This window comes from Streptosporangium sp. NPDC006013 (assembly GCF_040614275.1).
Taxonomy (GTDB): domain Bacteria; phylum Actinomycetota; class Actinomycetes; order Streptosporangiales; family Streptosporangiaceae; genus Streptosporangium.
Genome location: NZ_JBEXUE010000298.1, coordinates 1 through 12540, shown reverse-complemented (window position 1 = coordinate 12540; position 12540 = coordinate 1). Strand labels below are relative to the sequence as shown.

Below are 12540 nucleotides of genomic sequence, written 5' to 3'. Positions count from 1 at the left end.
CGACGACCAGATCCGCGCCGTCGCCGCCACCGGCGGCGTGGTCTGCGTCAACTTCGTGCCGAGCTTCCTTGCCGCGGACCCCGCGGAGTTCACCGTGGACCGTCTGGTGGACCACATCGAGCACATCGCACAGGTCGGCGGCATCGACCACGTCGGCCTCGGCCCGGACTTCGTCCGCGAGGTGCTGACCGACGTCACACCTCCGTGCTGCGAGGATCTCGGATACGGCGAGATCGACCCCCTGGCCGTCCTGCCCGGGCTGGCCGGCCCGAGCGGCCTGCCCCTGGTCACCGACGCCCTGCTCAAGCACGGCTTCACCGACGAGGAGATCGTGAAGATCCTCGGCGGCAACGTCCTGCGGCTGTTCCGCGCGGAGCTGGGACGACCACGGTGAACCTGGACGTCATGCTTGAGGACCTGGAGGAGCTCGTCGCGTGCGAGTCGTTCTCCGCCGACCACGAGGCGGTGGCCCGTAGCGCCAAGGTGGTCGCCGACCAGGGGTTCAGGAGGCTCGGCGCACGCCCCGAAACGATCGTGATCGACGGGGTCACCCACCTGCGGTGGACCTTCGGCACGCCCCGGGTCCTGCTGGTCGGCCACCACGACACGGTCTGGCCGCTCGGGACGCTGGCCGAGCGCCCCTGGTCGGTGGCCGGCGGGATCGCCCGGGGGCCGGGGGTGTTCGACATGAAGGCCGGGCTGGTGCAGGCGTTCCACGCGCTGGCCGCGCTGCCGTCGCCGGATGGGGTGTGCGTGCTGGTCACCGGCGACGAGGAGGTCGGTTCACCGTCCTCACGCGCGCTGATCGAGGAGTCGGCACGCGGCCGCGCGGCCGCGTTCGTGCTGGAGGCGAGCGCCGACGGCGGAGCGCTCAAGACGGCACGCAAAGGTACATCGGTCTACGAGCTCGTGGTGCGCGGAACGGCCGCACACGCCGGTCTGGAGCCTGAGAAGGGGGCCAACGCGGGGATCGAGCTGGCCCACCAGATCCTCGCCGTCACCGGGATCGCCGATCAGGTGAACGGTGGTCCTTCTGCCATGACGACGGCGGAGACGTCACCCGCCGCGACGCGCGGGCTGTCTCTCCTTCCGGGTCGGCGGCCGGGCTCCGCGGCACCGGGGACGCCGTTCGGCGCGGCGGCCCCCGGCGACCCCGCGGGCCTGGGCCCGACCACCGTCACGCCCACGGTGCTGTCGGCGGGGACCACGGTCAACACCGTGCCTGCGCTGGCCCGCGTTTCGGTGGACGTGCGGGTGCCCACCCTCGCCGCGCAGGAGCGGGTGGACGAGCTGATGAGGGCCCTGTCCCCCCGGCTCGCCGGGACCCGGCTGGAGGTGATCGGCGGCCCGAACCGTCCTCCCCTGGAGGAGGCCTCATCGGCCGGGCTGTTCGCCATCGCCCAGCGGATCGCCGCCGGCCTCGGACTCGCCCCGCTCTCCGGTGTCGGAGTGGGCGGAGCCTCCGACGGCAACTACACCGCCGGAGCCGGCTGCCCCACCCTCGACGGGCTGGGCGCGGTGGGCGGCGGCGCCCACGCCGACAGCGAGCATGTGGTCGTGGCCGAGATGCCCGGTCGTACGGCGCTGCTGACCGGCCTGGTCCGGGCGATGCTCAGGTGAACGGCGTGGTGCTGCGCGAACTCCGTTCCATCGAGGAACTGGAGGAGGTCTTCCGGCTGTTCGACGGCATCTGGCACCCCGATCCCGGCAGCGAGCCCATCACCGTCGAGCTCATGCGGGCGCTGTCACACGCGGGCAACTACGTGACCGGCGCCTACCAGGGCGACCACCTGGTGGGTGCCTCGGTCGGCTTCCTCGCGGCCCCGGCCGGGCAGGTGCTGCACTCGCACATCACCGGCGCCGCCATCGGGCGCGGCATCGGATTCGCGCTCAAGCTGCACCAGCGCGGCTGGGCACTCGACCGGGGCCTGGATCGCATCACCTGGACCTACGACCCGCTGGTACGCCGCAACGCCCACTTCAACCTGGTCAAACTCGGCGCCCGCCCCGAGAAGTACCTGCCGTCCTTCTACGGCGTCATGGAGGACGCGATCAACACCGGCGACGAGTCCGACCGGATGCTCGCCGTCTGGCGGCTGACCGAGCCGCGGGTACTCGCCGCCGTACGAGGCGAGCCGCACCGGCCGAAGATCCCGCCGGACGCGGTGACCGCCCTGGCCGAGTGCGACGGCCGCCCGGTCGCCGGACGGACCGATGCCCGGACGCTGCTGGTCACGGTCCCGCCCGACATCGAGGCGCTGCGCCGCACCGACCCCGGCGCGGCCAAGGCATGGCGCCACGCCGTGCGCGACGTGCTGGGCACGCTGATGGGGGAAGGTGCCCGGGTGACCGGATTCACCGGCGAGGGCCACTACCTCGTGGAACGGACCGTCTGACCGCCCTGACCGGCAAGGCCTGCGGCGGAAGGCCGGCACGGGCCGGGAGACCACCGGGAGCCGGTCGGCGGGGCGCTCAGAGAAGGACGCGGCGCGAGCCGCGCGACATCCTGTAACGGGGTCGCCTGACCGGCGGCGCTATCGGAGGGAGACGCGGCGGAGGCCGCACACCATCATGAAGATCACTGGAATCGAACTGCGGCGAATCAAGATGCCGCTGGTCGCCCCCTTCCGTACCTCGTTCGGCACCGAGACCGAACGCGACGTACTGCTCCTGCGCGTCGTCACCCCCGACGCCGAGGGCTGGGGCGAATGCGTCGCCATGTCCCAGCCGCTCTACTCCCCCGAATACGTCGACGGCGCCGCCGAGGTCCTGCGCCGCTTCCTCATCCCCGCCCTGCCCGCCCACGCCGACGCCCACACCGCCGGCCGCGCCCTGCGGCCTTTCAAAGGTCACCGCATGGCCAAGGCCGCCCTGGAAACCGCCGTCCTGGACGCTCAGCTCCGCACCGGCGGCCAGTCCCTGGCCTCCTTCCTCGGCGCGGACACCGACCGCGTGCCCTGCGGAGTGTCGGTCGGCATCATGGACTCCATCCCCCAACTCCTCGACGCCGTCACCGGCTACCTCGACGAGGGCTACGCCCGGATCAAACTGAAGATCGAACCCGGCTGGGACCTCGCCCCCGTCCGCGCCGTCCGCGAACGCTTCGGCGACGATCTCCTGCTACAGGTCGACGCCAACGCCGCCTATACCCTCGCCGACAGCACCCACCTGGCCAAACTCGACGACTTCGGCCTGCTGCTCATCGAACAGCCCCTCGCCAACGACGACATGCTCCAGCACGCCCGGCTCGCCACCCGGCTGGCCACCCCCATCTGCCTGGACGAATCCATCGAATCAGCCGAACACGCCGCCGCCGCCATCACCCTGGGCGCCTGCTCGATCATCAACGTCAAACCCGGCCGGATCGGCGGCTACCTCGAAGCCTGCCGCATCCACGACCTGGCCCGCGCCCACGGCGTCGCCCTGTGGTGCGGCGGCATGCTGGAGACCGGCATCGGCCGCGCCGCCAACCTGGCCCTGGCCGCCCTGCCCGGCTTCACCCTGCCCGGTGACACCTCCGCCTCGCGCCGCTACTACGCCACCGACGTCACGCCGCCCTTCGAGCTGCACGACGGCCACATCGACGTGCCCACCGGCCCCGGCATCGGCGTCGACCCCGTCCACGACATCCTGGACGAGGTCACCGTCTCCACCGAATGGATCACCATCTAGCGGGCGTTTCCCGCCTCAGTGGGAAGAGGAGCCGGTCGTGGCGCACGCCGCGGCCGGTCTTCCGCTTCCCCGTTCCGGACGGGAGAGAAGCGGGAGACCGGCCGTCTCTCAGCTGCGCCTGAGGCGGGGCACCGCCTCAAGCAGGGAGCGGGTGTAGTCGTCCTGGGGCGACCCCACCACGTCTTCGGTCGCCCCCATCTCGACCAGCCTGCCCCGGTGCATCACCGCGACGACATCGGAGACGTACCGGACCACGGCGAGGTTGTGCGAGATGAACAGCATCGACAGCCCGAGTTCCGCGCGCAGCGAGCGGACCAGGTTGAGCACCGAGCCCTGGACGGAGACGTCCAGGGCGGAGGTGATCTCGTCGGCGACCAGCAGCTCGGGGCGCGCGCCCAGCGCCCGGGCGACCGCCACCCGCTGGCGCTGACCACCGGACAGCTCACGCGGATAGCGCCCCGCCAGCGAGACGGGCAGCGACACCAGCGACAGTAACCGCTCCACCTCCGCCTGGCAGGCGGCGCGGGGCACGCGGAGCCCCTCGGCCACCGACGTGCCCACGGTCATCCGCGGGTCGAGCGAGGCGTAGGGATCCTGGAAGATCATTTGGATCCGCCGCGGATCACCGCCGACGATCTCACCGGTGTACGGCACCAGCCCGGTCACCGCCCTGGCCAGCGTGGACTTACCCGACCCTGACTCCCCCACCAGACCGACGATCGCCCCGGCCGGGATCTCCAGCGTGACGTCGTCGACGGCGGTGAACGCGCCGAACCGCACCGTCAGATTCTTAATGATCATGAAACCTCCCAGCAGGCGACCTGATGCGCCTTGCCGTACGGGATCAGGGGCGGACGCTCGGCACAGCGGTCGGTCGCCAGCTCGCATCGGGCCGCGAAGGCGCACCCCTCGCCGACCTCGACGGGTGCGGGCTGATGGCCGGGGATGCTGGCCAGCGGCAGGGACCTGTCGGTGTCCATGTCGGGCAGCGAGGCGACCAGCGCGCGGGTGTAGGGGTGCGCGGCGCCGGAGGCCAGCTTCTCGACCGGCAGTTCCTCGACCACCCGGCCCGCGTACATCACCACGACCCGGTGGCACAGCTCGCCGACCACGGCGATGTCATGGGAGATGAACAGGGTCGCCGCGCCGGCCTCGCCGGTCACCTCGCGCAGCAGGCGCAGGATCTGCCGCTGCACGGTCACGTCGAGAGCGGTGGTCGGCTCGTCGGCAATGATCAGTCGCGGTGTGCCCATCAGGCCCATCGCGATCACCGCACGCTGCCTCATACCGCCGGACAGCTCGTGCGGGTGCTGCCGGGCCCGCCTGCCCGGCTCCGGAATGTGCACGTGCCCGAGCCGGTCCACAGCCCTGGTCCGGGCCTCGGCACGGCTCGCGCCCTGGTGCACGGTCGCCACCTCCGCGAGCTGCCCGCCGACCCTGAGGGCCGGGTTGAGCGAGGCCATCGGGTCCTGGAAGACCATCGCCAGCGACGTGCCGAGCAGCTTGCGGCGCTCCTGTTCCGGCAGCTCGCCGAGGTCGGCGCCGCACAGCCGCAGCCGCGCCGCGCTCACCTCGCCCGGATAGGGAACCAGCCCGCCGATCGCCGACGCGGTCAGGCTCTTGCCACTGCCCGACTCCCCCACCAGGCCGACGATCTCGCCGGGCGCGACGGTCAGCGACAGCTCGCGCACCGGCGTCACACCGCCGGGGAAGGTGACAGTGAGGTCGCGCACCTCCAGCACCGCCTCCGGGTCGGGCTCGCCGAGCTCTCCGGGTGCGGAGACGGCCCGCGGAGCGGCCTTCCCCGCCGGTACGGCGGTGCGCGACGCGGCACGGGCCAGGACGTCCCCCAGCAGGTTGAACCCGATGCCAGCGAGCGCCACCGCGACGGCGGGGCCGAGGGCGACGGCCGGGGTGGAGTAGATGCGGCCGAAGCCGTCGAACAGCAGCCGTCCCCAGTCGAACGACGGCGGTTGCACGCCCAGGCCGAGGAAGGACATCCCGGCGAGCCCGAGCAGCGCGCCGCCCAGTGCCTGGGTGAGGTTGAGGATCAACGGCTCGGCGATGTTGGGCAGGACGTGACGCGCCATGATCCGCCGCCGGGGGACCCCGAGCATGCGGGCCACCGACACGTAGTCGGCCCCGGCGACCGAGGCGGCGAGCGTCTGGGTGAGCCGGGCGAAGCCGGGCGCGATGGCGGCGCCGATGCCCAGCACGGCACCTCGTGCGCCGAGCCCGGCGATCACCGCGGTGAACATGGCCAGCAGCAGTCCCGGGAAGGCGACCAGCGCGTTCACCATGCCGTTGACCAGGCGCGCGGCGCGGCGGGGCAGCACCGAGGGGAGCGCGCCGAGCACGGTCCCGCCGATCGCGCCGATGAGCGTGGCCAACAGGGCGAGGGCCAGCGAGAGCCGGGCGGCGACCAGCACCCGGGCGAGGATGTCACGGCCCAGGTTGTCGGTGCCGAGCGGATGCGCGGCCGAGACTCCCTGGAGGATGGCCGCGGAGTCGATACGCTCGGCCTCGGCGCCCCAGATCGGCGGCCCGGCGATCGCCAGGACCACCATGAGCGCGACCAGCGTGGTCCCGGCGAGCCCGGCGGGGGTCCGCAGCAGGTGCCGCATCAGCTCTCCTTCAGGGCGGACGTGGGGTCGAGCACGCCGAGCAGCAGGTCGACGAGGAGGTTCACCACGAGCACGATCGCGCCGTAGACAAGGATCACGCCCTGGGCGACCGGGTAGTCCTTCTGAGTGATCGACTCCACGATCCGCAGGCCGAGCCCCGGCCAGGCGAAGACGTACTCGACCAGCACGCTTCCGGCGATCAGGCCGGTGAGCAGCAGCCCGCCCACGGTGAGGGTCGCGGTGAGCGTGTTGGGCAGCACGTGCCGCACGTACAGCCGGGCGGCGGGCAGCCGCTTGGCACGTGCCAGCCGCACGTAGTCGGCGCCCAGCTCGCGCAGCGTCTCCACCCGGGAGATGCGCGCGATCATCGCCGCCGGCGCGATGGCCAGGGCGAGGACCGGCAGCACGTAGGATTCCGGCCCGCCCTTGCCTGCGGGCGGGAACCAGCCTAGGCCGATCGCGAACACGGTCACCAGGGCGATCGAGTAGAGGAACTCGGGCACGGCGACGGCCGCGCCGGTCGCCGAGGTGAAGGTCGCCTCGGTGCCCCGGTGGCGGCCGTTCTCGGTGCGGACCCCCGCCCACATGCCGAGCGGCACCGCGACGAGCAGTGCCACGGCGGTCGCGAGCAGGGCGAGGACGAGCGTGTTGGGGAGCCGGGCGGCGATGACCTCACCGACCGGTTCCCCGCTGAGGAACGACGTACCGAACTCCCCGCCCAGCACGTTGCGGACATAGGACACCAGCTGGGACAGGACCGGCTGGTCCAGCCCGAGCGCCGCCCGCCTGGCGGCGATCAGCTCGACCGGTGCGGCGGGGCCGAGCGAGGCGCGCACCGGGTCGCCCGGGATCAGGTGGATCATCGCGAACGACGCGACGAGCAGCACGGCCAGCGAGATCACGAACCGGGCGAGATGCCGCAGCACGAACGCGCCGCGCACCCGGCCGGAAAGCCCCCGGCCCGAAAGCCCCCGGTCGGCGAGCAGGCGCCCGCCGGCCGGGGGGAGAGAGGTCCCGGCCACTCAGCCCGCCTCGGTCATCCGGATGGAGGTCGGGGAGAACAGACCCGCCAGCATGTCGAACTTCGCGTTCTTGGCGGCGATCAGCACGGTGTTCTCCACGACGGGCACCAGGTCGGCGTTGTCGAACAGCGCGGACTCCGACTCCAGCCAGAGCTTGCAGCCCTCCTCGGCGGGCTTGAGCTGGGCCTCGGCCACCAGTTTCTCGTAGCGGGCGTTGGCCAGGTGGGAGAAGTTGGCGCCCTTCGGCGCCGCCGGGCCGGACAGGAAGCCGACAAGCTGGCTGGGAAGCGTGACGCCGATCGGCAGCCAGACGACATCCCAGTCCTGGGTGGTGTTGAGCGACTCCGACAACTTGGTGTCGATGACGCCGTTCAGTTTGACGTCGACGCCCGCCTTCTTCCACCCGGCGGCGAGGTATTCGGCCGCCGCCTGCACGCCCGCACCTCTGGTGGTGGCGTAGAGCAGGCGCAGCTCCAGCTTCCGGTCGTCCTTGGCGCGGATGCCGTCGGCGCCGACCTTCCAGCCGGCGGCGTCCAGAGCGGCGCCCGCGGCCGCCGCGTCGAACGCCGGGACGTGGCCGGTGACGGTGTCGCCCTGGCACGGCCGCGGTTCCAGCACCAGCCCGGTGGCTGGGCGGCCGGTGCCGCTGGAGGCGATCCCGGCGAGCTCCTTGAGGTTGATCGCCTGGGTGAGCGCCTTGCGCACCACCGGGTCCTTGGCGGGCCGGTCGTCGCCCTGGTGGTAGAAGAACTGCCCGTTGCCCATGGGCGGGATGCTCTTGCCCACTCCCGGGCTGGCCTCCAGGCGGGCGCGGTCGGCGCCGTAGATGATCGCACCGTTGAGGTCACCGGAGATCAGCAGGTTGGCGGCGGTCTGCTCGTTCGGCACGACCTTCAGCACGACCTTGGCGGGCAGGCCCGGCTCCTTGGTGGTGGCGCCGTTCGGCCCCCAGACGTAGTCCTTGCGGATCTGGAAGGTGTAGTGGTCGCCGGGCACCACCTCGGTGAGCGTGTAGGGCCCGGAGCCGGAGGTGCCACGGGCCAGCACCGAGCGGTCCTCGACCCCCTTACCGCAGACGATGAACACTATCGGCGTGCTCTGCAGGATGAAGCTGAAGGGCTTCGGGGTGGAGAGCGTCACCGTCCCCGCCGCGCCGTCCGCCTCGGCCTTCATCCCGGTGGGCACCAGCACACCGTAGATCGGCGACTTGGTGGCTGGGTCGGCGATGTGGTTGATGTTGGCGGCCACGTCGGCGGGGGTGAGCTTGGAGCCGTCGGAGCAGGTGACGTCCTTGCGGAGGGTGAAGGTCACCGAGTCTGGCTTGACGTCCCATTTCTCGGCCAGACTGGGGATGATCTTACCGTCGGGGCCGACGCGGGTCAGCGTGTCGTAGGCCAGCGACAGCACCGTGTTGGTGACCGAGAGCACGCCCATGGCCGGGTCCAGCACCCCGGGGTCACTGGCGATCGCAAAGTTGAAGGTGCCGCCGTCGGCGGTTCCGGCCGACGGGGAGTCCGCCGTACCGCCACACGCGGCCGCGAACAGGCTGAGGGCGCCGAGCACGGCCGCCGCTCCTGCGTTTCTCATCGGGACTCCAGGGAGGTGGGGGTGATGCCCCACATTTGCCTTTTCCCGGTGATCCTTCTTCGTCCTCCACCACGAAAAGCCCGTAATTCATCGTGCTACCGTCTGAAAATCCGCATCTGGAGCATCACGGTCAGCCGCGCCTCGGGGTCGGCCAGATCCAGGCCGCTGATCTCGGTGAGCCGCTTCAACCGGTAGCGGAAGGTGTTGGCGTGCACGTGCACCCTGGCCGAGGCAGCGTTGACGTCGCCGAACGCGTCCAGGTAGGCCCGCAGGGTGACGACCAGCTCGCTGCCGTGTTCGGCGTCGTGGCTCACGAGCCGTTGGTAGGGCCCGGTGGGGACCTGCTCCTCGGCCTCGACCAGGTCCGACAGCTGCAGCAGCAGCGCCTCGAAGTGCACCCCGCTGTAGCCGGCGACCACGCCGGACGCCTCGCGGGTACGCAGCACCCGCAGCACCCGGTCGGCGTCGGCCCGGGACCTGGCCACCTCGGTCAGGTTGCCCGCCAGGCGCCCCACGCCGATGTTGGCCGCGTGCCGGGGACCGACCCGGGCGAGGAAGCTCTGGGCGACCCGCACGGCCCGCGCCTCCTCGTCGCCACCGGCGTGCAGTGGCAGTACGGCGTAGGCCACCGAGCCGACCAGCGCGGCAGCGGCCTTGGGATGGATGGCCCCGACGTGCAGGGCGAGCGCGTCGCAGAATCGCTGCCTGTCGCTCTCCCGGTGTGCGGCGTCGACGTGGGATCCACCGCTGAGCTGGGCCGCGAGCACGCACAGCCGCCCGCTGGCGACGCCGAGCCGCCCTGCCGCCTCGGCCGCGTCCCTGCCGCCCGCCAGCACCGTGGAAAGCAGGTCGGCGCGGAGTCGCCGCCTGGTGTCCGCCCCGGCCCGCTGCCGGAGCAGCTGCAGCGCGACGATCTTGGCGGCGTCCGCGAGAGCACGCTGCCGCTGGTCGCTCAGCGGCTCCCGTACGGCGACCCAGATGGAGCCGAGGATCTCGTCGCCGGACCGGACGGCCACCGCCGCCCGGTTGATGCTGTCGTCGTCCAGCTCCATGTAGATCGGCTCACGGCTCTGGTAGAGCCGGCGGAAGAACCCGCGCTCCTCCAGCATCCGCCGGTACCGTTCCGGTACCTGGCGGCCGAGCACGGTCTCCACCCTGCCGGGATCGGCCTCGTCCTGCCGCCCGGAGTACGCCAGCACCCGCGATGACCGGTCCTCAATGGTGACCGGTGCGTCCAGGAGCGCGCACACGGCGTTGGCCAGCGAGAACAGGTCGTCCGGCGGGGCCTCCCCCGGTTCGGCGAGGTCGCCCTCGGCCAGCAGGGAGCGGAGCAGCGCGGCCACCTGCGCCCATGAGGCGGCCCGAGTGAGGCCCAGCACCGCCACCCCGGTCTGGCGGACCTTCGCGCGGACGAGCTCGTCGACGTCCACCGGTTGCTTGACGACCACACCCGCCGCCGGGCCCGCCGCGTCGAGCAGGGCGCAGATCTGCTCGGCGCGGTCGACCCCGACGGCGAGCAGGATGCTCCCCTCCGGGAGCAGCAGCTCGTCGAGGGGGTCGTAGATGTGCACGCCGGTGACCTCGGCGTCGAGCTCCCCAGGGGAGGCCGCCACGTCCAGCACGCTACTGCCCAGATCCTCCAGGATCCGCTGCAGGCTTGCCCGTGGCCGATTGGTCATCCGCTCACGATAACGAACATAGAGCGACATTATTCTCTTAGGTGATCAATGACCATGCGGGCGGCACGGCCGATCACCGCGTCGGCCTTGGGCAACCGGAGACCGAGCGAGCCGGTCCGCAGGAAGACCGCGACGGCGTAGCGCCTCCCATCCGGATATTCCACGACACCTGCCTCGTTGCGGATGCCCCAGAGCGTGCCGGTCTTGCCGGAGAGCTTCACCTCGTCACCGAACCCGGAGGAGAGCCGGTGCGGCCAGATCTGGTTGCCCATGATCCTCCGCACCTCCGCACAGGCCTCCGAAGGTCCGGCCTCGTCCCGCCAGATCCTGCTCAGCAGGGTCGTGGTCTCGCGGGGCGTGCCCGAGGTGGTCCGTTCCGGGTCAAGGACCGACAGCGCCCGGATCCGGTCCTCGCTCACCCCGGCGAGCTGCTCCTCATCGGAGACGCCGAGTTCACCCGAGAGGCCCAGCTCGGCCACCACGCTCCCGAGCAACTCGGCGCAACCGCCGATCAGACGGGTGCGCTCCAGGCCGAGCTCGCGCAGCGTGGCGTGCAGGTTGCCGAGCCCGACCCGGCGCAGCAGCACGTCGGTGGCCGCGTTGTCACTCATGGTCATCATGAAGTGGGCCAGGTCGCGCAGGGTGAGCGAGATGTCGTCGGCGCAGCCGGAGGTGCCGATGCCGCCGTCCTTGTCGGCGGCGGTGACGGTCAGCCGCTCGGTGCGCTCCAGGGTCCCGGCCGCGGCCTGCCTGGCGTACTCCAGGACGATTGGGATCTTGAACACCGAGGCGAGCACGACCGGCTCGTCGGCGCCGAGGCCGGTCTCGATGTCGCCGTCGACGTCGCGGACGTGGATGAAGCCCTCCACGTCCGCGTCGTCGAACGCCTCACGCAGCGCGTCACGCACGGGGCAGCGCCCGTCCGTTGTGGATGTGGGAGGCGCGGCCGTCCTCGACCACGAAGGTGATCGTCTCGTGCCTGCCGTCCTGCGGCTCCACCGCGATGAAGGAGTGGCCGGAGTGGTGGACGAAGCGGGTGGTGGTGCGCGAGGTGCCCGCGTTCGTCATGAACTCGCCGGGGATCATGGTGATCTCCAGGCCGCCGTCCACCTCGGCCACCTGGTAGGAGATCATCGGCCCCTGGTACCCGCCGGTGTACGGCGTGAGGTCCACGACCTGCGGCGTCCCGGCCGGGACCGGGAAGTCCGGGACCGCGAGCCCGGTGGCCTCGCGGATCACCGGCAGCACCACGTCGACGAGCAGCCCGAGGAAGTCGCCGCCGTTGGCGCTCATCGCGATCGCGAAGTCCGCTCCCGGCACGACCCGCCAGAACGTGCTCTGCCCGATCGTGCCGCCGTCGTGACCGTAGACCTCGCCTCCCCAGTCGAACAGCTCGAAGCCCAGGCCCCAGCGGTCGGCGAGCAGTCCGGAGATCCCGGGCACGTCGACCTGCCTGGTCCGCATGGCCGCGACCGACTCCTCGGACAGCAGCCGGATGCCGTCCTCCGTCAGGCCCCCGGCGGTGAACATCCGGCCGAAGCGGACCAGCTCACGCGGGGCCAGGCACATGGTCGAACCCGCGGGGGCGTTGGAGCGCGGCATGTCCCACCTGTGGTGGACGGCGCCCTCGGGGCCGACGTGACCGGCCGCCGCCCGGAACAGGATCGCCTCCTCGGGCAGGAGCGCCGAGTGCGTGGCACCGAGCGGGTCCAGCAGGCGCTCGCGCGTCGCCCGCTCCCACGTGGTGCCACGCACCCGCGCGACCAGGGCGCCCAGCACGCAGTACCCGGCGTTGCAGTAGGAGAACAGGGCTCCGGGGTCGTGCACGTGGCCCGCGTCGTGCAGGAAGTCCACATACCCGTCCTCAATTCGGGGAGCGTGGTTCTCGTGAGGTGTGGTCATGATAACGGGTAAGGTCATCAGCTTCGACGAATTCCGCGGTTTCGGTTTCATCGC

General features: G+C 71.7%; 11 protein-coding genes. 4 read left to right on the top strand and 7 right to left on the bottom strand.

Going from position 1 to position 12540, the window contains the following annotated elements:
• From ABZ260_RS34055 to menC, 4 genes are all read left to right on the top strand, one after another.
• On the top strand, nt 1-394 hold a 394-nt coding region (locus ABZ260_RS34055), incomplete at its 5' end, for a membrane dipeptidase (RefSeq protein ID WP_355625960.1).
• Nucleotides 391-1620 carry a M20 family metallopeptidase gene (locus tag ABZ260_RS34050; RefSeq protein WP_355625958.1) on the top strand — a complete coding sequence of 410 codons (1230 nt, stop codon included), beginning with the start codon at nt 391-393 and terminating at the stop codon, nt 1618-1620. The genes ABZ260_RS34055 and ABZ260_RS34050, both read left to right, overlap by 4 nt.
• Nucleotides 1617-2396 carry a GNAT family N-acetyltransferase gene (locus ABZ260_RS34045; protein WP_355625956.1) on the top strand — a complete coding sequence of 260 codons (780 nt, stop codon included), beginning with the start codon at nt 1617-1619 and terminating at the stop codon, nt 2394-2396. The genes ABZ260_RS34050 and ABZ260_RS34045 overlap by 4 nt, the downstream gene beginning before the upstream one ends.
• A 175-nt stretch (nt 2397-2571) precedes the next feature.
• Nucleotides 2572-3672 carry an o-succinylbenzoate synthase gene (gene menC / locus ABZ260_RS34040; protein WP_355625954.1) on the top strand — a complete coding sequence of 367 codons (1101 nt, stop codon included), beginning with the start codon at nt 2572-2574 and terminating at the stop codon, nt 3670-3672.
• 108 nt (nt 3673-3780) lie between these two features.
• Here the strand turns inward: menC and ABZ260_RS34035 are convergent, their stop codons facing one another.
• From ABZ260_RS34035 to ABZ260_RS34005, 7 genes are all read right to left on the bottom strand, one after another.
• Nucleotides 3781-4473, bottom strand: a complete 693-nt coding sequence (locus tag ABZ260_RS34035) for an ATP-binding cassette domain-containing protein (RefSeq protein ID WP_355625952.1) — start codon at nt 4471-4473, stop codon at nt 3781-3783.
• The gene (locus ABZ260_RS34030; RefSeq protein ID WP_355625950.1) at nt 4470-6296 is read right to left on the bottom strand and encodes a dipeptide/oligopeptide/nickel ABC transporter permease/ATP-binding protein; all 1827 of its coding nucleotides are present in this window, start codon (nt 6294-6296) and stop codon (nt 4470-4472) included. Before ABZ260_RS34030 ends, ABZ260_RS34035 begins: the two co-directional genes overlap by 4 nt.
• Nucleotides 6296-7318, bottom strand: coding sequence for an ABC transporter permease (locus ABZ260_RS34025; protein ID WP_355625948.1), 1023 nt, complete (start codon nt 7316-7318; stop codon nt 6296-6298). Before ABZ260_RS34025 ends, ABZ260_RS34030 begins: the two co-directional genes overlap by 1 nt.
• Entirely contained in the window at nt 7319-8905 is a 1587-nt protein-coding gene (locus tag ABZ260_RS34020) for an ABC transporter substrate-binding protein (RefSeq protein WP_355625946.1), read from the bottom strand. It abuts the gene before it with no gap.
• Nucleotides 8906-9000: 95 nt separating this feature from the next.
• Entirely contained in the window at nt 9001-10584 is a 1584-nt protein-coding gene (locus tag ABZ260_RS34015) for a helix-turn-helix domain-containing protein (RefSeq protein WP_355625944.1), read from the bottom strand.
• Nucleotides 10585-10613: 29 nt separating this feature from the next.
• Nucleotides 10614-11492, bottom strand: coding sequence for a serine hydrolase (locus tag ABZ260_RS34010; RefSeq protein WP_355625942.1), 879 nt, complete (start codon nt 11490-11492; stop codon nt 10614-10616).
• A complete protein-coding gene (locus ABZ260_RS34005) occupies nt 11485-12438 on the bottom strand; it encodes a serine hydrolase domain-containing protein (protein WP_355625940.1) in 954 nt (317 codons plus the stop codon). The genes ABZ260_RS34010 and ABZ260_RS34005 overlap by 8 nt, the downstream gene beginning before the upstream one ends.
• Nucleotides 12439-12540 lie beyond the last annotated feature (102 nt).

Excerpts from the sequence above, each read along its gene's own strand:
- menC (WP_355625954.1), top strand. The coding sequence starts at position 2,572 with ATGAAGATCACTGGAATCGAACTGCGGCGAATCAAGATGCCGCTGGTC.
- ABZ260_RS34030 (WP_355625950.1), bottom strand. The coding sequence starts at position 6,296 with ATGCGGCACCTGCTGCGGACCCCCGCCGGGCTCGCCGGGACCACGCTG.
- ABZ260_RS34020 (WP_355625946.1), bottom strand. The coding sequence starts at position 8,905 with ATGAGAAACGCAGGAGCGGCGGCCGTGCTCGGCGCCCTCAGCCTGTTC.
- ABZ260_RS34035 (WP_355625952.1), bottom strand. The coding sequence starts at position 4,473 with ATGATCATTAAGAATCTGACGGTGCGGTTCGGCGCGTTCACCGCCGTC.
- ABZ260_RS34015 (WP_355625944.1), bottom strand. The coding sequence starts at position 10,584 with ATGACCAATCGGCCACGGGCAAGCCTGCAGCGGATCCTGGAGGATCTG.